At 65.3% G+C, this 21,062-nt stretch carries 12 protein-coding genes; 7 read left to right on the plus strand and 5 right to left on the minus strand.

All coding sequences use genetic code 11. The features are described from left to right. Nucleotides 1–16 precede the first annotated feature (16 nt). Nucleotides 17–2,152 carry a RelA/SpoT family protein gene (locus ABIC75_RS07660; protein ID WP_354013257.1) on the minus strand — a complete coding sequence of 712 codons (2,136 nt, stop codon included), beginning with the start codon at nt 2,150–2,152 and terminating at the stop codon, nt 17–19. Between the two features lie 163 nt (nt 2,153–2,315). Between ABIC75_RS07660 and ABIC75_RS07665 the strand changes: the two genes are divergently transcribed. Next, a complete protein-coding gene (locus ABIC75_RS07665; protein ID WP_354013258.1) occupies nt 2,316–2,792 on the plus strand; it encodes a hypothetical protein in 477 nt (158 codons plus the stop codon). A gap of 48 nt (nt 2,793–2,840) precedes the next feature. Here the strand turns inward: ABIC75_RS07665 and hrpA are convergent, their stop codons facing one another. Further along, nucleotides 2,841–6,923, minus strand: coding sequence for an ATP-dependent RNA helicase HrpA (gene hrpA, locus ABIC75_RS07670; RefSeq protein WP_354013259.1), 4,083 nt, complete (start codon nt 6,921–6,923; stop codon nt 2,841–2,843). Between the two features lie 156 nt (nt 6,924–7,079). On the opposite strand from hrpA, the gene ABIC75_RS07675 reads away from it, so the two are divergent. Next, the gene (locus tag ABIC75_RS07675) at nt 7,080–7,547 is read left to right on the plus strand and encodes a Dps family protein (protein WP_354013260.1); all 468 of its coding nucleotides are present in this window, start codon (nt 7,080–7,082) and stop codon (nt 7,545–7,547) included. A gap of 60 nt (nt 7,548–7,607) precedes the next feature. Here ABIC75_RS07675 and ABIC75_RS07680 read toward each other — a convergent pair whose 3' ends face one another. Next, nucleotides 7,608–8,660: a class I SAM-dependent methyltransferase gene (locus ABIC75_RS07680; protein WP_354013261.1), complete on the minus strand. Its 1,053-nt coding sequence runs from the start codon at nt 8,658–8,660 to the stop codon at nt 7,608–7,610. Nucleotides 8,661–8,791: 131 nt separating this feature from the next. Between ABIC75_RS07680 and ABIC75_RS07685 the strand changes: the two genes are divergently transcribed. From ABIC75_RS07685 to ABIC75_RS07705, 5 genes are all read left to right on the plus strand, one after another. Then, complete coding sequence (locus tag ABIC75_RS07685; protein ID WP_354013262.1) at nt 8,792–9,448, plus strand: helix-turn-helix transcriptional regulator; 657 nt, start codon at nt 8,792–8,794, stop codon at nt 9,446–9,448. A 208-nt stretch (nt 9,449–9,656) separates the two neighbouring features. Continuing rightward, a complete protein-coding gene (locus tag ABIC75_RS07690; RefSeq protein ID WP_436407904.1) occupies nt 9,657–12,203 on the plus strand; it encodes a glycosyltransferase family 2 protein in 2,547 nt (848 codons plus the stop codon). A 119-nt stretch (nt 12,204–12,322) separates the two neighbouring features. Further along, on the plus strand, nt 12,323–14,083 hold the full coding sequence (locus tag ABIC75_RS07695) for an autotransporter assembly complex protein TamA (RefSeq protein WP_354013264.1): 1,761 nt from the start codon (nt 12,323–12,325) through the stop codon (nt 14,081–14,083). A gap of 11 nt (nt 14,084–14,094) precedes the next feature. After that, nucleotides 14,095–17,889, plus strand: a complete 3,795-nt coding sequence (locus ABIC75_RS07700) for a translocation/assembly module TamB domain-containing protein (protein WP_354013265.1) — start codon at nt 14,095–14,097, stop codon at nt 17,887–17,889. A gap of 107 nt (nt 17,890–17,996) precedes the next feature. After that, nucleotides 17,997–20,075, plus strand: coding sequence for a M13 family metallopeptidase (locus ABIC75_RS07705; RefSeq protein ID WP_354013266.1), 2,079 nt, complete (start codon nt 17,997–17,999; stop codon nt 20,073–20,075). Between the two features lie 55 nt (nt 20,076–20,130). Here ABIC75_RS07705 and ABIC75_RS07710 read toward each other — a convergent pair whose 3' ends face one another. Together ABIC75_RS07710 and ABIC75_RS07715 are read right to left on the minus strand one after the other, a co-directional pair. Beyond that, entirely contained in the window at nt 20,131–20,514 is a 384-nt protein-coding gene (locus ABIC75_RS07710) for a DUF6632 domain-containing protein (RefSeq protein ID WP_354013267.1), read from the minus strand. A gap of 72 nt (nt 20,515–20,586) precedes the next feature. Then, the gene (locus ABIC75_RS07715) at nt 20,587–21,054 is read right to left on the minus strand and encodes a GNAT family N-acetyltransferase (protein WP_354013268.1); all 468 of its coding nucleotides are present in this window, start codon (nt 21,052–21,054) and stop codon (nt 20,587–20,589) included. Nucleotides 21,055–21,062 lie beyond the last annotated feature (8 nt).

Below are 21,062 nucleotides of genomic sequence, written 5' to 3' on the forward strand. Positions count from 1 at the left end.
CGGTAACGCACGTCGTTCAGGCGCCGCTGACGCGACGCGCATCCACCACGTTGGGCAGCGCCGCCAGCCGGCTGAGCAGGCCGGACAACTGTTCGAAGTCGCGAACGCGCAGGGTGAAACGCATCTCCACCTCGCCGGTGTGCGCAAACACGCGGCTGGACGAGGCAATGATGTGCGTGCCCATGTTGCTGATCAGGCTGGTGACGTCCTTCTGCAAGCCCTTGCGATCATAGCCGCGCAGTTCGATGTCCACCTCGTATGCCTGGGCGGCAGCCTTGCCCCACTCCACCTCGATCACGCGATCTGGATCGCGTCGCGCCAGGCGCGCCAGGCTCGCGCAGTCGGCGCGATGCACGGACACGCCACGCCCCCGCGTCACAAAGCCACGCACGGGATCGCCCGGCAACGGCTGGCAGCAACGTGCCAGCGTGGTGAGCAGGTTGCCCACGCCTTCGATGCTGAGCGCGCTGTGATCGCGCAATGCCTGTCGTGCCTGCGCGGCCGCGGACGGCGGTGGCGCCGCCGGTGCGGGCGCGGAGGCTTCCTGCAAGACGCGCGCGATCTGGCCCGGCGCCACTTCGCCCAGCGCCAGCGCCACCAGCAGTTCGTCGTGCGTCTTCAGATGGAAGTGCGCAGGCAGCTTGCCGATGTCGGCGGCGGGAAGTGCCAGCCGCTTGATCTCCTTTTCGAAGATCGCGCGCCCCGCGGCGAGATTGGCGTCGTGCGCAATGCGGCGGAACCACGTGCGCACTTTTTCCTTGGCGCGCGAGGTATGCAGATAGCCGTGGTGCGTCGACAGCCAGTCGCGACTGGGTTCGGCCACTTTCGCGGTGAGCACTTCGATGCGGTCGCCGCTGGAAGGCTGGAACGTCAACGGCACGATGCGCCCGTTGACCTTCGCGCCGCGGCAGCGATGACCCACTTCAGTGTGCACGTGGTACGCGAAATCCAGCACCGTGGCGCCGTGCGGCAGGTCCACCACTTCGCCCTTGGGCGTGAGCACGTAGACGCGATCTTCGAGCAGCTCGGTGTGCAGTTCCGCGGCGAGATCGTTTTCGCTGTCGGGGCGCGGCTCCAGCAGGCGGCGCATCCAGGCGATCTTGGCCTCGAATTCGCTGTCGCCCGCACCGCCCTCCTTGTAACGCCAGTGCGCAGCCACGCCCAGTTCGTTGATGCGATGCATCTCGTGCGTGCGGATCTGCACTTCCAACGTCTTGCCGCGCGGGCCCACCACCGCCGTATGCAGCGAGCGATAGTCGTTGCCCTTGGGGCGCGCGATGTAATCGTCGAACTCACCCGGCAGATGCGGCCACAAGGTATGCACCACGCCGAGCGCGCCGTAGCAGTCGCCGATGGAATCGACCAGCACGCGCACGGCACGGATGTCGTAGAGATCGGAAAACTCCAGCGACTTGCGCTGCATTTTTTTCCAGATCGAGTAGATGTGTTTCGGACGTCCGGCCAGTTCCGCGCGAATGCCCGCCGCTTCCAGCGAGCGCTGCAACGCGCCCAGCGTTTCGCGGATGAAATCCTCGCGATCCACGCGCCTTTCATCGAGCAGGCGTGCGATGCGCTTGTAGGTGTCCGGTTGCAGGTAGCGGAAGCTCAGGTCTTCCAGTTCCCACTTCAATTGCCAGATGCCGAGACGGTTGGCGAGCGGCGCGTGGATGTCCTGCGTGAGGCGCGCCAGCGGCTGGCGTTCGCTGTCGGGCAATGCGTTCGCCGCGCGCATGCGCGCCAGCTGGCGCGCGAGCAGGATGAACACCACGCGCAGGTCGCGGATGATCGCCAGCAGCAGGCGTCGCAAGCCTTCCGCGCCGCGGTCCGCACCGTGCTGCGCATGGAGTGCCCACACCTTCTCGGCGGCCACCTGCCCGCCGACCAGTCGCTGCAGGTCGGGCGGCAGCGTGGGTTCGCGCAGCGCCCACAAGGCCGGATCGATGCGCGACACCTCGAACCACAAGGCGGCCGCCTGGGTCTGCGTGTCGCAGCCGAGCATGGCCAGCAGGTCCAGCACGTCCACGCATTCGGCCTGGTTCATCGGCAGCACCGCGCACGTATCCAGCGCCTCGCCCAGCACGGGCGGCACGCTGCCGGCGCGTTCGCGCCACTCGGCGAGACCCGAGCTTGCGTTGAGTGCGGCTTGAACCATGAGCGCCATTCTAATGCAGTCACAGGCCCGACCGCCCTCGCATGAACCGGCGGTTCATGCCGTGTATGCTGCGCCAGCAACGTTCAAGCCATTAGAGCCTGTTCAAGATCGGTGCGTCGCGCAGAGACCTTGGACGGGTTCTTACACCCGAGAGGATTACCCCATGCGTCTGGCCCGCCCGCTGCTGTTGCTGTTGAGTGTCGCCCTTGCCGTTCCCCTCGGCGCCTTCGCTGCCGACCAGTACGTGCCGCTGCAGCAGCGCATGACGCCGGAGGAGTTCAAGGCCGCCGGCCTGGACAAGCTCTCGGCGAATGAACTGAAGAATCTGGACAACTGGCTGAGCGGTCACGGCAAGGTCGTCACCAAGGTGGTCGACCAGGAAGGCAAGCCGGTGTTCTACCCCACCAGCGAGAAGGCCGGCCCCGTGCAGGCGCACGTGCAGGGTTCCTTCACCGGCTTCAGCGGCCACACCCAGCTCACCCTGGACAATGGCCAGGTGTGGCAACAGGCAGACAGTACGCAGGTGTCCTGCCTGTCCAGCCAGAACCCCAAGGTCATCGTTCGCCGCTCGCTGATGGGCAACTGGATGGCGGCCGTCGATGGCTGCAACGACACCGCGCCGATCACGCGCGTGAAGTAAGCCTCGCGTGCATGAGCGCACCGCCGGTGCGCTCATGCACGGAGGGCATCAGGCGAGATTTTCCAGCGCGCGCGTGAGGCGCTTGGCCGAGACGGGTTCGGGCGTTTTCAGTTCCTGTGCGAACAGCGACACGCGCCATTCCTCGATCAGCCAACGCAACTCGTCCAGGCCTTCCGTGCCGGCCGCGCGATGCTTGAGATACTCGCGCCAGAACGGCAGCACTTGCAGCAGGCGCTGCTGGTCCTTGGCCGGATCCTGCCGCAAACGCTCGGCGCGCAAGCGCATCGCCTTGAGGTAGCGCGGATAGTGCGCCAGCCGCGAGGTGGGCAACTCGCGCAGGAAACCCGGGGTAAGCAACGCATCGAGCTGCTCGCGCAGATCGTCGTAGCTCGCGCGTGCAAAACCCATCAGGGGCGGTTGCAGCCACGGCTTCAGATCGGCCTGCGCCTCGATGATCGGTTCGGCCAGCTTCAGCCGCTCCACCGCCGCGCCGAACAGTTCGCGCGCCGCCTGCGTATGCAGCGCCTCGAAGGTGCCTGCGGTGCGCACATCGAGCGCGTAACGCGCCAGCAGATCGTGGAAGCCGCCTTCGACCAGATCCTCGCGCAAACCATCCACGCCACCGAGCGGCGCATATTTCAGGGCGAGCGGATTGCCCACCGGCAAGCGCCGACGCGCCTGCTTCATGTCGCTGGCCAGCGCGTTGCGCAACAAACGTATGACGCCTTGCACGTGCGCTTCGCGCGCCTCGTCGCTGCGTTCGAACACACGCAACGCCACCGCGTCGCCCAGGTCAACCAGTGCGGGGAACGCGAGCAGTCCGCCCGCCGAACGCACTTGCGCGGGAATCTCCTCGAAATCCCAGCTGGCGATGTTTTCGCGGGTGAGCTCAATGTCGGTCTTTCGCGAAAATGCCTCGCGCGCCTGGCCTTCCCATTGCGCACGGATGGCCGCCAGGTCGCGTCCGGTCGCCAGCGTCTTGCCGTTTTCGTCGTGCAGGCGATAGCGCATGCGGAAGTGCGCAGGCAATTCCACCGATTCGAATTCGGCGGCCGACACCTCCACGCCCGTGGCGCGCTTGAGGAACGTCGCCAGCGCCTTGGTCAGCGACTCGTCGCGTGGCGCCTCGGCTTCCGCGAAGGCACGTGCGAAATCCGGCGCGGGCACGAAGTTGCGTCGCAGCGCCTTGGGCAGTCCGCGAATCAGCTCGGCCACTTTCTCCGCCAGAAGTCCGGGCACCAGCCACTCGCAGCGCGCGGCAGGCAGCGCGTTCAACATGGCCAGCGGCAGATGCAACGTAACGCCATCCGCATCGTCGCCAGGAACGAAGCGGTATTCGAGGCGATATTTCTGCGGTGGCAGATCCAGCGATGCGGGGAAGGCCTTCGGATCCAGCCCGGCGCCACCGCTCATCACGTCGTCGAGCGACCAGCGCAGTGCGGCCTGCTCTGCCGGGCGCGCCTTGCGATACCACGCGTCGAGCGCACGGCTATCGGCGATGTCCTGCGGCAGCTTGCCTTCGAAGAAGCCGACGAGTTCGTCTTCGTGACGCAGCAGTCCTTCGCGACGCTGCTTGGCTTCGATGCCGCGCGCATCTTCCAGCACGCGCTGGTTCGCGCGTATGAAATCGGCACGCGCGTCGATGTCGCCGCGTGCCAGCGCTTCGCGCAGGAAAATCTGATGCGCGAGCGCGGGATCCTGCTTCTGGAAGGTGACCGGGCGACGCTCCACCAGCGTGAGCCCGAACAGGCTGACCTGCTCGTAGGCCACCACATGGCCGCGCTTGCGCGACCAATGGGCATCGCGGCACGAGGAACGCAACAGATGCGCGGCCTGCTGTTCGATCCACAGTGGCTCAACGCGCGCGTTCATCATGCCCCACACGCGGCCGCCGACATCGAGGATCTGCGCCGCGAAGATCCAGTTGGGCGGCACCTTGGAAAGCGACGAGCCAGGAAACACCTGGAAGCGACGCTCGCGCGTGCTGCGATAGACGCCCTTCTCGTCCTTGTGGCCCACTTGCGTGGGGAGGCCGGCGAGCAGGCTGCGGTGGATCGCTTCGTATTGCTTCGAGGCCTCATCGTCGCCATTACTCCCTCTCCCCCCTGGGGAGAGGGTTGGGGTGAGGGGCGGGTGCTCGTGGGAGCCTTGCCCACCATGCCTCCTTTCGACGGCAACAGCCTGTGCCTTTGCAGCGCCTCGCAGGGTCGCCCCCTCACCCCGACCCTCTCCCCGCAGGGGAGAGGGAGAAGTGATGGCTTCTCGCGATGACGCTGCATCCAGCTTCCACCCCAACTCCTGCACCACCAGCAGCAACTGCCGGTGCAGCTCACGCCATTCGCGCATGCGCATGAAGCTCAGGAAGTGACGCGAACACCAGTCGCGCAGCTTCGACTGCGTGAGGTCTTCGTGCGCCTTGCCGTACTCGCGCCAGAGATTGAGCACGCCGACGAAATCGGATTTCGGATCGGCAAATGCCGCATGTGCCGCATCGGCCTGCTGGCGCGCATCCGCCGGGCGCTCGCGCGGGTCTTGAATACTCAGGAACGACACGATGGCCAGCACGTCGCGCAGGCTTTGCAGTTGCTGCGCTTCCACCAGCATGCGGGCCAGCTGCACGTCGATCGGCAGCTTGGCCACCGTGCGGCCGATGGGCGTCAGACGGCGCGCGTCGTCGATGGCGGAAATTTCCGCAAGGCGGCGATAGCCATCGGCCACCACGCGCGGATCAGGCGCTTCGAGAAAGGGAAACTCGTCCACTTCGCCCAACTGCAGCGCGAGCATGCGCAGGATCACGTTGGCGAGCGAGGATCGCAGCAATTCCGGATCGGTATAGGCGGCGCGGCTTTCGTAATCGGCCTCGTCGTAGAGGCGATAGCAGATGCCCGGACCCACGCGGCCGCAACGGCCCTTGCGCTGGTCGGCGGCGGCGCGCGAAATCGGCTCCACATGCAGGCGTTCGAGCTGGCTGCGCTGGCTGTAGCGCTTCACGCGCGCCTGGCCCGAATCGATCACGTAACGGATGCGCGGTACCGTAAGCGAGGTTTCCGCCACGTTGGTGGCTAGCACCACGCGGCGCTTGTTGCCGGGCTTGAACACGCGATCCTGATCGCCCGCCGATAGACGCGCGTACAACGGCATCACTTCGGTCTCGCGGTACTGGCGCCGCGACAGCAGCAGATGCGCGTCGCGGATTTCGCGCTCGCCGGGGAGGAAGATCAACACGTCGCCGCGCGGGTCGTCATGCGTGATTTCATCGAGCACGGCGGCCACGTGATCGGCACCGCCCTGCTGCAGATCGCCCGCGCGTTGTCCGCGTCGCGCAGCGACGTCGTCCACCGAACGCCAGCGCACTTCCACCGGATACGTGCGGCCTTCCACCGACACGATGGGGGCGCCGCTGAAATGCTCGGCAAAGCGCTCGGTGTCGATGGTGGCGGAGGTGACGATGATCTTCAGCGACGGCCGCTTCACCGCCAGTCGCTTCAGATAGCCAAGCAGGAAGTCGATGTTGAGGCTGCGCTCGTGCGCCTCGTCGATGATGATGGTGTCGTATGCGCTCAGCCATGGATCACCCTGCGTCTCGGCGAGCAGGATGCCGTCGGTCATGAACTTCACCAGCGTGCGGTCGGACACCTGGTCGTTGAAGCGCACCTGGAAGCCAACCTGCTCGCCCAGCGGCGTGGCCAGTTCTTCGGCCACGCGACGCGCGACGGAACGCGCTGCCAGCCGGCGCGGCTGGGTGCAGCCGATCATGCCCGCCTCGCCGCGCCCCGCGGCCAGGCACAGCTTGGGCAATTGCGTGGTCTTGCCCGAACCGGTTTCGCCGGCAATCACCACCACCTGGTGCTTGCGGATCAGCTCGACGATTTCATCGGCACGTGCCGTGATGGGCAGCGATTCGTCGAGGCGAATGGCGGGCTTGGCCTCGGCGCGCGCCTTGCGCTTCGCTGCGGACGCTTCGATGTCGGCGCTCAGCGAGACCAGTTTCTTTTCGTCGAAACGGCGCGACAGCTCGCGCCACCGGCCGAGCAGGCGGCCGTAGTCGCGGCTGGTCACGTCGTCGAGCGCCTGGCGCAGCGGACGCAGTCGCGCGTCGGTGGAGGCGGCGTTGGATGCAGTCGGGGTCATCGGACCGCAGATGATAGCCGCTGATGGGCTTGCGAGTACGAGGCTGTCGATAGCTGCGGGCTATCGCCGGCATCGGGAGGATTCATTTCACCGCGCGCACCCCGCTTACTAAGCTGGCTCCAGGTTTCACTCCATCACGCTTCCAAGGAGCAGCACATGGCCATTTCCATCGGCATCGCCAAGAAGGATCGGGAACAGATCGGTGACCAGTTGTCCAAGCTGCTGGCCGACACGTATTCGCTGTACCTGAAGACGCACAGCTTCCACTGGAACATCACCGGCCCGCAGTTCAACAGCCTGCACACCATGTTCGAGACCCAGTACAACGAACTGTGGCTGGCTGCCGACGAGGTCGCCGAACGCATCCGCACGCTGGACGTGTTCGCGCCCGGCTCGTACAGCCAGTTCGGCAAGCTCACCTCGATCAAGGAAGAAGCCGGTGTGCCCGACTGGAAGGACATGGTGGGCCAGTTGGTCGAAGGCCACGAAATCGCGGCCCACACGGCCCGCCAGGTGATCAAGGTGGCCGACGGCGCCGGCGACGAGGGGACGGCCGACATGGTGACCGGCCGCCTGAAGGAACACGAGAAGACTGCGTGGATGCTGCGTTCGCTGTTGAAATAATCGGCACGACACACCCGCTCCGGCAAGGAGAGGGTGTGTCGACGAGCATGAGCGCCACGCTCAGGGCCGCGCCTCCAGCACGATGTTGAACGGCGTTTCCGCCGCACGGCGGAAGCGCTGGAAGCCGCCGCCATCCACTACCACTTCGCGCAGCTTCGCCTCACCGGCCTGGGCTCCCAGCGCCGGGCCGTGCCGGGCCAGCGATACCGGCACGCAGATCTGCGCCGATGCGCCGAAATAGACACGCCCCACCGGGTTGAGGTTGTCCTGCACGCTGTTGCCGGCGAACGGCTCCACGATCATGCAGTTGCCGTCGGACTTGAGCGCATCGCGCGCGTGCCTGGCCACGCCCACCGGATCGCCCATGTCGTGCAGGCAATCGAAGAAGGCGATGAGGTCGAAGTCCTTGCCCTTGTAGCCGGTGGCGTCAGCCACTTCGAACGAGGCGTTGACCACGCCCGCTTCGGCGGCGCGTTCGCGCGCCACGTCGATGGACGGCGCGTGATAGTCGTAGCCCACGAACTGCGTCGCGGGAAACGACTTGGCCATCAGGATCGTGCTGGCGCCATGCCCGCAGCCGACATCGGCGGCCCGGCCACCCTTGCTCAATTTGTCCACCACGCCATCCAGCGCCGGCAGCCACGCACCGATCAGGTTGGCGTTGTATCCCGCGCGGAAGAAGCGTTCGGTGCCGTGGAAAAGACAGGGATGGTGCTCGCCCCATTCCATGCCCTCGCCGTTGCGGAAGTGTTCCAGCGTGCGTTCCTTGGCGTGGAACATGGCCTCGATAATGGCGTACGCGCCGGGCACGTCCACCGGACCATGCGGGTCGGCCAGGCACAGCGCCTGTTCCTCGCTCAGGCCGTAGCGGCCGGACGATTGGTCGTATTCCACATACCCGCCCGCTGCCTGGTTGCCCAGCCATTCGCGCACGTAGCGCTCGTAGGTGCCAGTGCGCTCGGCCAGTTCGGCCGGCGTGAGGCGCTCCTTCGCCAGCGCCTTGTAGAAGCCCAGCTCATCGCCGATCTGGATCAGCGTGGCGCTGATGGCGGCGCCCAGGTCGCTGACGGCGCGGCCCAGGAAAGCGTGAAGTCTTTGTTCATCGATAGCCATGAAGTGCTCCGCGACACCGCCCTTCAGGACGGTGGAGTAGGATGGAACTTCCTGCATACGCTGCCGGCGGCGGACCCGCCTGTCCCATTCTGGACAGCGCGAAAGCACTAGGCCGGTAGCGGGAGTCCGTCATGTCACGCCCGCGTGGACGTTCATCTGCAGGGGAAGCTCGCGTGCCCACGGCGCGCGACGGCGGCGCGCACGCCACGTTGCTGCAGCAGTTGCTCGATCAGTTGCTGATCGGCGTGATCCTGGTGGACGCACAGGCCCGACCGTCGTTCGTCAATCGCCAGGGGCGCGATCTGCTGGCGCGGCACGATGGCCTGATCGACGGCTCCACCGGCCTCAAGGCAGCCACGGCCGCCGATACCCGCCGCCTTCGCCACGCCGTGGCGCTGATGGCGGCATCGGCAGACATCGACGATGCCCCAGCCCTTGCCCGCTATCTCGGCCTGCCGCGACGCTCGCGTCGCGCCGCCCCGTTGTTGCTGCGCCTGTCGCCGCTGCCCGGGCCGCCGCCCGAGGTGGTGGTACTCGTCACGACGCCTGAACATCTACGACCCGTGCCGCCGGAAGCCTTGGCCGCTGCCTTTGGGCTCACGCCTCGGGAAGCCGCCTTGGCCGGCATGCTTGCCGATGGCCACGAGCTGCGCGACTGCGCCCGCCTGCTTGCGATGGGCGAAGGAACGGCGCGCAACCACCTCAAGCATGTCTTCGAAAAAACGGTCAAGCACAGCCAGGCCACCCTGGTGGCAGCGCTGTGCCGGATGGCCGCTCCCTGCCGATAGCCAGCGCCCCCGCAAGCAACGGCCTGACCTTGCGCTGACCATCCGGCCCTCTTTCGATTGAGACAAATGCCCTCCATGGTTAAGCTTCCAATGCTTTTCGGCCTCGTGTGAGGCAGCCACGGGGATCGTTTTGAGCAACGCATCAACCAACCACGACAGTCGGCACCCGCTGCTTGCAGCCATTTTGCTCGCCCTGATCGTGGCGGCCATGAACATCGGCCTGTGGTGGTGGAGCAACCTGCCGCACGGCCCGGAAGACTGGAACGGCCCCATCGGCGGCTTCGCCTTGTCGGCCTTCCAGCGCTACCAGAACCCGCTGAAGAACGACTTCCCGTCCGACGACGAGATCGACAGCGACCTGAAGCTGCTCAAGCGCTACACCTCGCGCATCCGCACCTACTCCACGCTGCAGAACCCGCAGGTGTATCGCCTGGCGGAGAAGGAAGGCCTGCAGGTGATGGCCGGTGCATGGGTCGACCGGCGCCTGGACAACAACGAGAAGGAAATCGACACGCTGATCGCGCAGGCGCGTCGCTATCCCAACTCGATCAACCGCGTGATCGTGGGCAACGAGGTGCTGTTCCGCAACGACATTCCGCCGGAACAGTTGATGGCGTATGCCGACCGCGTGCGCGCGGCGATCCACCAGCCAGTGACGATTGCCGAGCCCTGGCACATCTGGGCCAAGTATCCGGAGCTGGCCGAGCACGTCGACTTCATCACCGTGCATCTGTTCCCCTACTGGAACGGCATTGCCGTCACTGGCCAGGGCCGCGGCCTCGAAGCCTTTCCGGCGGTGAGCGATGCGTTGGGCAGCTACGACGCTCTCAAGAAGATGTTCCCGAACAAGCCCATCGTGATCGGTGAAATCGGCTGGCCGTCCAACGGCGACCGCTTCAAGTACGCCGACCCGTCGGTGTCGAATGAAGCGATCTTCCTGCGCACGTGGTTCAACGAAGCGAAGAAGCGCAACATCGACTACTACGTGATGGAAGCGTTCGACCAGCCCTGGAAGGAAGCGCTGTCGGGCCGCACCGAAGCGTACTGGGGCATGTTCAACGCCGATCGCCAGCCGAAGTTCCCGTTCACCGGTCCGGTGACCGAAGACACCGCGTGGCCGTGGAAGGCGCTGGGCGCCAGCCTGCTCGCGTTGATTCCGATGATCTGGTTCGCGCGCCGCTACAGCCGCTTCAAGCTAACGGGCCGTTTCTTCTTCTGCGCGCTGATCCAGCTGGCCTGCGGCCTGGTGACGTGGTCGGCCACGCTGCCGTTCAACTTCTACCTGAGCTGGATCGACTGGACGATGCTGGTGCTGCTGTTCCCGGCACAGATCGCCATCCTCGCCATCCTGCTGATCAACGGCTTCGAATTCACCGAGGTGCTGTGGCGCCGCGGCTGGGTGCGCCATGCCGGCCTGCTGCCGCCCGATCCGGTGGAGAAGCAGCCGTTCGTGTCCATCCACCTGGCCTGCTACAACGAGCCGCCGGAGATGGTCATCATCACGCTCGATTCGCTGGCCGCGCTCAAGTACGAGAACTACGAAGTCCTGGTGATCGACAACAACACCAAGGACCCGGCGATCTGGAAACCGGTGCAGGAATACTGCGAAAAGCTGGGCAGCAAGTTCCGCTTCTTCCATCTGGAACCGTGGCCGGGCTTCAAGGCCGGCGCGCTGAATTTCGGCCTGAAGGAAACCGACCCGCGCGCCGACGCGGTGGCGGTGATCGACGCCGACTACACCGTGCGCGAAGACTGGCTGGCCGCGCTCACCGGTTATTTCCACGACCCGAAGGTGGCCGTGGTGCAGTGCCCGCAGGCGCATCGTGACTATGAGCACAATCGCTTCCGCCGCATGACGGCGTGGGAGTACGACGGCTTCTTCCGCATCGGCATGCACCATCGCAACGAGCGCAACGCCATCATCCAGCACGGCACCATGACCATGGTGCGTCGCTCCGCGCTGGAAGGCACTGGCGGCTGGTCGGAATGGACCATCTGCGAAGACGCCGAACTCGGCCTGCGCCTGATGCATGCGGGCTACGAACTGGTCTACGTCGACGAACTGATGGGCAAGGGCCTCACGCCGGCGGACTTCAAGGCATACAAGAGCCAGCGTTATCGCTGGGCGTTCGGTGCCATGCAGATCCTCAAGGGCCGCTGGGACTGGATGACCAAGCGCGGCCCCTTGAGCTCCGGCCAGCGCTTCCACTTCCTCACCGGCTGGTTCAGCTGGTTCGCCGATGCGCTGCACCTCATCTTCACGATGATGGCGATCTTCTGGACCGCGGGCATGGTGGCCTTCCCCACCCTCTTCAACTTGCCGATGCAGTTGTTCCTGATCCCGGTGATCGGCTTCTTCTTCGCCAAGGCCATCTTCGGCATCGTGCTGTACCGCGTGCGCGTGCCATGCAGCTGGTACGACACCCTGATGGCGTCGCTGGCCAGCATGAGCCTGTCGCATGCAATCGCCCGCGGCATCCTGCACGGCCTCACGCGCGAGAAGACCTCGTTCGTGGTGACCGCCAAGAGCCGGCGCCTGGGCGGCAGCAACTTCGCCGCGTTTGCCCCGGTGCGCGAGGAATTGCTCATGGCCATCGCGCTGGTGAGCTGCATCGTGGGCATGGGGATGCGCTTCGGCACGCACTACGTGGAAGGCACGCTGTGGATGTTCATCCTCGGTGCGCAGTCGATTCCGTACGTATCGGCCGTGATCGGCGCATGGATTGCGCACAAGGCCGGCGACAAGGCGGGTTGAAAACCCTCGACGCGTCGACGCGACGTTCATGAGGTCGCGCCGACCGATCGGCTAAGCTTGGACGGCACGCGTTTCTTGGCGCGTGCACGCCGACCTTTCCAGGATGGAATCAGGAGCGCATGCGCCGACTTCGACGCCTCATGCTGTTGCCCCTGTTGCTGGCCCCGTGGCTGGCGCACGCAGGCGTGCAGCTGGTGGTGGATGGTGTGGAAGACCCGCTCAAGCTCGCCGTGAGCTCGGGCGTGGATCTGTCCGAATACGCCAATCGCGACGTCACCGAGGCGCAGGTGCGCCGCCTCTACGAGCAGTCGCTGGACCAGGCCAAGACGGCCCTGGAACCTTACGGCTACTACGAAGCCAAGGTGCAGGGGCAGCTCGAACCGGTGGGCAACGACTGGCGCGTCACGCTGCACGTCACGCCTGGAGCGCCAGTGACGGTGACGTCGGTGGACGTGAAGCTCGATGCCACGGCCGCGAAAATCCCGGCCATCCGCCGCGCCCAGCGCGCCATCGAGAACCTCAAGGGCCAGACGCTCAACCACGGCGACTACGATGCCGATCGCGACACGCTGAGCGCCACGCTCACCGCCAACGGCTTTCTCGACGCACGACTGGTCACGCACCGCGTGGACGTCAACCGCGGCGAACGCAGCGCCGCCATCCACCTCGAATGGCAGGCGGGCCAGCGCTACAAGTTCGGCGAGGTGCATTTCGAAGGCTCACAGTTCAAGGAAGGTTTCCTGCAGCGCTACGTGCCGTTCAAGGCCGGCGAGTACTTCGCGCAGGACAAACTGTTGCAGCTTCAGCAGGCGTTGAACGGCGCGGACTACTTCTCCGTGGTGAACGTGCTGCCCGACGTGGACGACAAGAAGAACGGCGTGGTCGACGTGAAGGTGGAACTGGCGCCGGCCAAGCGCACCATCTACACCGGCGGCCCCTTCATCGGCACCGATACCGGCTTCGGCGTGCGCCTGGGCATGGAGCGCCGCTGGGTGAACCGCAGCGGTCACAAGTGGAAGAACGAGCTGATCGTGGCGCAGAACCTCAAGACGCTGTCGACGCTGTACACCGTGCCGCTGCCCGGCCCCAACCAGCGCAGCTTCAACTACGGCGCCACGTATCGCGATTCCAATACCGACACGTCCAAATCCAAGACGCTGGAACTCGTCGCCAACGAAACGCGCGAGTGGCACGGCTGGGTGCGCACCATCGGTATCCATGCGCTGGATGGCACCTTCACCGTGGGCCAGAAACCCGGCGAAGCGGACAACGTGGAAGGTCTGGAACACGGCCAGAGCAACCTGTTCTATCCCGAAGTTTCGCTATCGCGCAAATCGGGCGACAACCCCATCTTCGTGCGCACTGGCTGGTCGCTGGTGTTCACCGCGCGCACCACGGTGGGCTCGCTGCTCTCCGACGCGAGCTTCAGCCAGGTGACCGCCGACGGCAAATGGATCACCACGTTCTGGGGCAACAACCGCTTCATCGTGCGCGGCTCCGCCGGCGCCACCTGGACCGACAACTTCGATGACCTGCCGCCGCAGCTGCGCTTCTTCGCCGGTGGCGACCGCTCGGTACGCGGCTACAGCTACCAGAGCATCGGTCCGAAAAATTCGTTCGGCCGTGTGATCGGCGGCAAGAACCTGTTGGTGGGCAGCACGGAGGTCGAGCACTACTTCACGCGGCAATGGGGCATGGCGGCCTTCATCGACGCAGGCAACGCGTTCAACGGCACCGATTACCGTCCGAAGATCGGCGCGGGCCTGGGCGTACGCTGGCTTTCGCCGGTGGGTATGATCCGCGTGGATCTGGGCACGCCGGTGCACAACCCCGATGAGCACGGCGTGGAACTGCACGTCGTGATCGGTCCGGATCTGTGAGTGACGATGGCATGACAGATACGACCGCCCCTGCTCCCGCGCCTCGCCCACGCCGCCACTGGCTGCGCTGGACGCTGCTGTCGTTGCTTGCGCTGCTGTTGGTGTTGCTTGCCTTCGTCGCGTGGCTGCTGGGTACAGTACCGGGCCTGCGCTTTGCATTGGCACGTGCGGAAGGCTTCACGCATGGACAGCTCACCGTGCAATCGGCGGATGGTCGCCTCGTCGGCCCACTCGACGTGGCGGGGTTGCGCTATGCCGATGGCAAGGGACTGGACGTGAAGGTCGCCAGGGCGCATCTGGATCTGCGCGTGCCCGCACTCTTCCGCGAGCGACTGCACGTGCTCGACCTCCAGGCCGATGGCGTCGACGTGGCGTTGCCTCCCAGCGAGCCTGAGTCACCCGAAAGCGAAAGCGGCTTCTCGTGGAAGCCACCGTTCGACATGCTGCTGGATCGCGCGCACGTTGGCTCGGTGAAGATCACGCAGGCTGGACAATCCGTCTTCGCTTCCGACTCGCTCGACGTTGCCGGCAGCTGGACCAACCGTCGCGGCATCGAACTTCGCCAGCTCGCACTGCGTGCGCCGGAAGGCCATGCCGATCTCACCGGCAACATCGTCGTGGGCAGCAAATACCAGGGCGACAGCAAGGCCAGCTTCGCGTGGACCCTGGGCGGCACCGAATACGCCGGTGAACTCGCCGCACGCGGCGACGGCAAGCAGGCACACGTCGACCTGCAACTCACGCAGCCCACCGCTGTGCGGCTTCAACTGGAACTGGCACAAGGCGGCAACTACGCATGGTCGGCCAAACTGGATGCACCGCGCTTCGATCCCAAGCCCTTGCTCGGCGAAAGTTCGCTCACCGGCCTGTCCGTAGCGCTCACCGGCAGCGGCGATCGCCGCAGCGGCACGCTCAACGGCGAGCTGGGTCTCAACGACTACCAACTGCATGTGCAGCCACTGACCGCACGCTTCAGCGACGACCTCAACACGTTGACGATCGAACAACTCGGCATCGCCTCGCCGCAGTTCACGGGTGGCGTTGGCGTGCACGGCGTCGTGCAACTGGCAGCGAAGCCGCTTGCCGCGGACGTCACCGTCGAATGGAAAGACGTGGTGCTGCCCGAACAGATGGCAGGACAGACGCTGCTCAGCCACGGCAGTCTCACCGCCAAGGGCAGCCCGAACCAGTTCCACGCCGAAAGCACGCTCGCCATCGGCCCGGCTGGCAAGCTCGCCGATGTCACGCTCGATCTCGATGGCACGCAGAAGCTCATCAACCTGCACGCGCTCACCATCAAGCAACCGCAGGGCGACCTGCAGGCGAAAGGTACGCTGGACCTGCAACCGGCATTGGGCTGGCAATTGGAAGCCGTCGCGCACCGGTTCGATCCGGGTCATCTGCTGGCGAAGTGGAACGGCTCGCTGGATTTCGACGTCGCCTCGCAAGGCACGCTGCCGCAAGACCATCCCGACGTCACGCTGGAGATCAGGCAATTCGACGGCCGCCTGCGCGACCGTACCGTGCACGGCGATGGCAAGCTTCATCTGCCGCCCGAAGGCGTGGTCGACGGCAAGCTGCATCTCGTCTCGGGCGGCAGCGACGCGCAGATCGACGCCAGGCCGGGCAACGCGAACGACATCACCATCAAGCTCGCGGTGACGTCGCTGGGCGATTGGCTGCCCGACGCTGCGGGCCGCCTGCAGGGCACTATCCAGGTACGCGGCAAATATCCCCGGCTTGCGGTCGATGCCAACCTGCAGGGCAGCGCGCTGAGTTACGCGGACCAGCACGTCGATACGCTGCGCCTGCTCGCCAACGCGCCGGACATCAGTCATCCCGGCGGCAAGCTCGATTTGCAGACGAGCGGCGTGACGGCCGGCGGCCTCGCGTTCACGCAGGTCAACGTGCGCGGCGATGGCACGGCCGAACGCCACAACCTCACGCTGACCGCACACGGCTCGCCACTGTCGACCGATCTCGCGCTGAGCGGCAGCCTCAAGGGTTCGTCGTGGAATGGCGCGCTGTCCACGCTCAACGTGGACTTCGCTGGCCTGCCGCGTTGGCGACTGCAACAGTCGACCTCGCTTTCCTATAACGATGGCGCGCTCAATCTCTCCGAGCTTTGCCTCACCGCGGGCGAACCGCTGTTGTGCGCGGCCGCCAAACAGGACAAGGCGGGCAATCTCGATGCCAGCTATCGCCTGCACAACCTGCCCATCGCGCTGATCATGAGCGCGGTAAGCACCAGCAAGATCCCGATGCGCGTGGAAGGCTCGCTCGATGGCAGCGGCAGCCTGCGTCGCAACACGGCAGGCGCGCTGACGGGCAACGCATCGATCACCTCGCCGCGCGGCTCCGTGGCTTACGCCGATCGCGCGGACCAGCCGCTGGTGACCTACGACAATCTCGCGCTCACGGCGCAACTGAGTCCATCGAACCAGCAGATCGAACTGCATGCGGGGTTGACCAACAACGGACGCATCGATGGCCAGGTCAGCATCAGTGGAGCGCAGCAATCGCTCGGTGGGCACGTGGGCATCCATGTGAGCAACCTCAGGCTGCTGGAGATCTTCACCACCGAAGTGGTCAATCCCAAGGGCGCCATGAACGGCGACTTCAACCTGGCCGGCACGCTGTCGCAACCGGCCATCAGCGGGCAGGCCAACCTCACCGATCTCTCGGCGGAAATTCCCGGCATGGGGCTCAAGCTCAATCAGGGGCGCGTCACCATCGGCACCACCGATGCGCGGCATTTCCGCATCGATGGCACGCTGCATTCGGGCGATGGCAATGTCGTGCTTGCAGGCACCGCGGCGCTCGGCGCTGACGCGCAAAGCGTGTTGTCGGTCAAGGGCAGCAACTTCAAGGCGATCGACATTCCGGCCGCCAAGGTGGCCATATCGCCCGACCTTGCCGTGCGCCACGACGACAAGGGCCTGGACATCACCGGCAGCGTCACGCTGGACAGCGCCGATGTGAATCTCGACAAGTTGCCCGGCGCCGGCGCCACCAAGGCCTCACCGGATGTCGTGGTGGTCGACGAAAAACAGCAGGAGGACACCGCCAGCCGGACGCCCATCTCCGCCACGATCACGGTGAACCTGGGCAAGAAGACGCACCTCGTGGGCATGGGCCTGGACGGCACGCTGCGCGGCCAGCTGGTGGTGAGCGAGCGACCGGGACGAGCCACCACGGGCCAAGGCCAGATCGATGTGGCGGGCACATACAAGGCCTATGGCCAAACCCTGCAGATCGACCGCGGACAGTTGCTGTTCGCCAGCACGCCCATCGACAACCCGGGCCTCAACATCCGCGCCGTTCGCAAACTCAACCCCAACGCCACCATCGACGATGGCCAGCAGGTAGGCCTCAACATCGCAGGCACCGCGCAGCGACCGGTGCTCACCGTGTTCTCGCAACCGCCGATGGAACAGTCCGATGCGCTCTCCTACCTCATCACCGGCAAGCCGCTGTCGCAGGTGAAGGGCGGCGAAGGCAACATGGTGGGCGCGGCGGCGCAGGCGCTTGGCTCGGCGACCGGCAACCTGCTGGCCAAGAGCATCGGCGCACGCCTGGGTGTGGACGACATCGGCGTGAGCAGCAACGATGCACTCAACGGCGGCTCCGCCTTCACCGTGGGCAAGTACCTCTCGCCACGCCTGTACATCAGCTACGGCGTGGGCCTGTTCGAACCGGGACAGGTCATCACCCTGCGCTACCACTTCAACGCGCGCTGGAACTTCGAAGCGCAGAGCGCGACGGACTTCAACCGCGCCTCGCTCAACTATCGCATCGAGCGTTAGCCCGCGGCGCGCCACGCGGGCCCCTCCAGGCCGTAGCCCAGAAGTCATGCCCGCGACAGTGGAATGAGGGATTATCGTTGGTGCTTTCCCTCATCTGGAGACGGCCCATGCGGCAACTTCGTTGGATTTTCACGGCCGCGGCGCTCACCAGCACCTGCGCCATGGCAGCGACGGCGACCCAGCCGGCCCCATCCCACGCGGCCACGCGTGGCCCCAGCGGCATCGATGTGGCCGCCATCGACCACAGCGTGTTGCCGGGCAACGATTTCGACAACTATGCGAACGGCACTTGGAAGAAGACGGTCGAGATTCCGGCCGATCGCTCCAGCACCAGCATCTTCCTGGAAGTGTTCCAGAAGGCCGAGAAGCGCAACGCCGAGCTGATCCAGGCCGCGGGCAAGGAAAAGGCGGCCGCGGGCTCCAACGAGCGCAAGATCGCCGACTATTACGCCGCCTTCATGGATGAGGCCGGCATCGAAAAGCGTGGCCTCGAACCGCTGCAACCGGAACTGAAGTCCATCAATGCCATCGGCAACCAGGGCGATCTCGCCCGTGTGCTCGGCGACGGCCTTCGTGCCGACGTGGATCCGGTCAACGCCACCAACTTCCACACTGAACGCCTGTTCGGCCTGTTCGTGTCGCACGGCCTGGAAGATGCCTCGCGCAACATTCCGTATCTGCTGCAGGGTGGCCTGGGCATGCCCACGCGCGACTATTACCTGTCCGACGACAAGGCGATGGTGGAGACGCGCGGCAAGTACCAGACGTACATCGCGGCGCTGCTGAAGCAGGCGAACATGGCCGATGCCGACGCGAAGGCCAAGGCGATCCTCGACCTGGAAACCAAGATCGCCAAGGCGCAGGTCGACATCGTCGACAGCCAGGACATCCACAAGGCCAACAATCCGTGGCCGCTGGCCTCGTTCGCCAAGAACGCACCCGGCCTCGACTGGAATGCCTATTTCAAGGCGGCCGGCCTCGACCAGCAGAAGGTGGTCGATGTATGGCAGGTGCCGGCCATCAAGGCACTCTCCGCGCTGACCGCCAGCGAGCCGCTGCAGACCTGGAAGGACTACCTCACCTTCCACGCGCTCAACCAAAGCGCCTCGCTGCTGCCCAAGGCCTATGCCGACCTCAGCTTCGGCTTCTACGGCCAGGCGCTGTCGGGCACGCCTAAGCAGCGCGATCGCTGGAAACGCGGCGTTGCCAGCACCAATGTCGCGCTAGGCGACGCGGTCGGCCAGATCTACGTGAAGAAATACTTCCCTGCCTCGTCCAGGCAACAGGTCGAGCAGATGGTGAAGAACATCCTCGCGGCCTTCGATGAGCGCGTCAATCACATCGACTGGATGACGCCCGCCACGCGTGCGAAGGCCAAGGCCAAGATCGCCAGCATCCGCGTGAGCGTGGGGTACCCGGACACCTGGCGTGACTACGGCACGCTGGAGATCCGGGCCGACGACGCACTGGGCAACCAGCAGCGCGCCGAGAAGTACGAGTACGAGCACCAGCTCGCCAAGCTCGGCCAGCCGGTGGATCGCGGCGAATGGTGGATGACGCCGCAAACGGTGAACGCGGTGAACCTGCCGCTGCAGAACGCACTGAACTTCCCGGCGGCCATTCTCGAAGCGCCGTTCTTCGACCCGAAGGCAGACCCCGCGGCGAACTACGGTGCCATCGGCGCCGTGATCGGCCACGAAATCAGCCACAGCTTCGACAACCTCGGCGCGGAGTTCGACGCGCAGGGCAACCTCGCCAACTGGTGGACGCCCGACGACCAGGCGCACTTCAAGGCCGCCGGCCAGAAACTGGTCGAGCAGTTCAACGCCTATGAAGCCCTGCCGGGCCTGCACGTGAACGGTCAGCAGACGCTGGGCGAAAACATTGCCGACGTCTCGGGCCTCACCATTGCCTATATCGCCTATCACAAGTCGCTGGGCGGCAAGCCGGCGCCGGTGATCAGTGGCCTCACGGGTGACCAGCGTTTCTTCCTGGCCTACGCCCAGACCTGGCGCGAAAAGATCCGCGATGCCGCGATGCGCCAGCGCGTGATCGGCAACGAGCACGCACCGGGCCGCTTCCGTGCACAGACGGTGCGCAACCTCGACGGCTGGTACGACGCCTTCCAGCCTAAGGCGGGCGAAACGCTGTATCTCGCACCGGCGGATCGCGTGAAGATCTGGTAACGCGCTCGCCGCGACGGAACAAGGCCACGCTTCGCGAGAGGCGTGGCCTTGTTGTTTACGCCGTTCGCATCGTCGCGCGTGGCGTAAGCAGTGCCAGTACGATGGCGGCAATGAATAGCGCAGGCACGTCGCCTATCAAGTGCCCCATGTGGTCCGGATGCATGAACGATTGCGCCGCCATGATCGCGGCATGCACCAGGCTCGACCACACGGTGAACCAGATGAGGCTGAGGTTGGCGAGTGGATCGCGCGACGCGCGTATCAGGAATACGCCCAGCGTGGCGTAGACACCCACGATCATCAGTGGATAGTCCGAATAACCCTCATGCCACCGCCAGCCCGATGGCCACCACTCCATCAGCGGATAAAGCAGCAGGCAGACGATGCCCAGCAATACCAACGCAATGCGAAGAAGCTTGAGGCGCTGCACGTCGCTCATGGCTGCCCTTCCGTTTGGTTCGGCCGCGGCAGTCTATGCCCCGGCGCAAGGCTTTGGTGCCCGACAAACGATCTAGAGCGTTCGCGTCATGAAAACGCTGTACGTATCTTCGCGATAGTCGCCAAATGGTTGGCAGAACGTGAAACCAAACCGCGCATACAACTGCCGCGCCGGCTCGAACGCGGCCGGCGAACCGGTCTCCAGGCTCAGGCGCCGATAACCACGCTGCGCGGCTTCATCAAGGATGTGCTGCAACATGACCGCGGCCACACCCTTGCGGCGGTGACGATATGACGTGCGCATCGACTTGATTTCGCCATGCGTGGCATCGAGTTGCCGGATGGCGCCGCACCCGACCAGCTCATCGTTTTGCCACACGGTCCAGAAGGTGATTTCCGGGCGCCGCAGCCGCTCCAGATCCAACGCGTGGATGCTTTCCGGCGGAGAGTACTTGGCCATCTCGTCGAGATGTTCCTGCAGCAGCGCAGCGACTTCGGGTCCGCGCAGATCGTCGACACGAATTTCAAACGCGGCAGTCATGGCGGCCT

Source organism: Dyella japonica, assembly GCF_040545895.1.
In the GTDB taxonomy this organism is placed as follows: Bacteria; Pseudomonadota; Gammaproteobacteria; order Xanthomonadales; family Rhodanobacteraceae; genus Dyella; species Dyella japonica_D.

What these genes read in the sequence shown, in the direction of transcription:
- ABIC75_RS07660 (WP_354013257.1), bottom strand. Translation starts at nt 2,152, where the DNA reads ATGGTTCAAGCCGCACTCAACGCAAGCTCGGGTCTCGCCGAGTGGCGC.
- ABIC75_RS07665 (WP_354013258.1), top strand. Translation starts at nt 2,316, where the DNA reads ATGCGTCTGGCCCGCCCGCTGCTGTTGCTGTTGAGTGTCGCCCTTGCC.
- hrpA (WP_354013259.1), bottom strand. Translation starts at nt 6,923, where the DNA reads ATGACCCCGACTGCATCCAACGCCGCCTCCACCGACGCGCGACTGCGT.
- ABIC75_RS07675 (WP_354013260.1), top strand. Translation starts at nt 7,080, where the DNA reads ATGGCCATTTCCATCGGCATCGCCAAGAAGGATCGGGAACAGATCGGT.
- ABIC75_RS07680 (WP_354013261.1), bottom strand. Translation starts at nt 8,660, where the DNA reads ATGGCTATCGATGAACAAAGACTTCACGCTTTCCTGGGCCGCGCCGTC.
- ABIC75_RS07685 (WP_354013262.1), top strand. Translation starts at nt 8,792, where the DNA reads ATGTCACGCCCGCGTGGACGTTCATCTGCAGGGGAAGCTCGCGTGCCC.
- ABIC75_RS07690 (WP_436407904.1), top strand. Translation starts at nt 9,657, where the DNA reads ATGAACATCGGCCTGTGGTGGTGGAGCAACCTGCCGCACGGCCCGGAA.
- ABIC75_RS07695 (WP_354013264.1), top strand. Translation starts at nt 12,323, where the DNA reads ATGCGCCGACTTCGACGCCTCATGCTGTTGCCCCTGTTGCTGGCCCCG.
- ABIC75_RS07700 (WP_354013265.1), top strand. Translation starts at nt 14,095, where the DNA reads ATGACAGATACGACCGCCCCTGCTCCCGCGCCTCGCCCACGCCGCCAC.
- ABIC75_RS07705 (WP_354013266.1), top strand. Translation starts at nt 17,997, where the DNA reads ATGCGGCAACTTCGTTGGATTTTCACGGCCGCGGCGCTCACCAGCACC.
- ABIC75_RS07710 (WP_354013267.1), bottom strand. Translation starts at nt 20,514, where the DNA reads ATGAGCGACGTGCAGCGCCTCAAGCTTCTTCGCATTGCGTTGGTATTG.
- ABIC75_RS07715 (WP_354013268.1), bottom strand. Translation starts at nt 21,054, where the DNA reads ATGACTGCCGCGTTTGAAATTCGTGTCGACGATCTGCGCGGACCCGAA.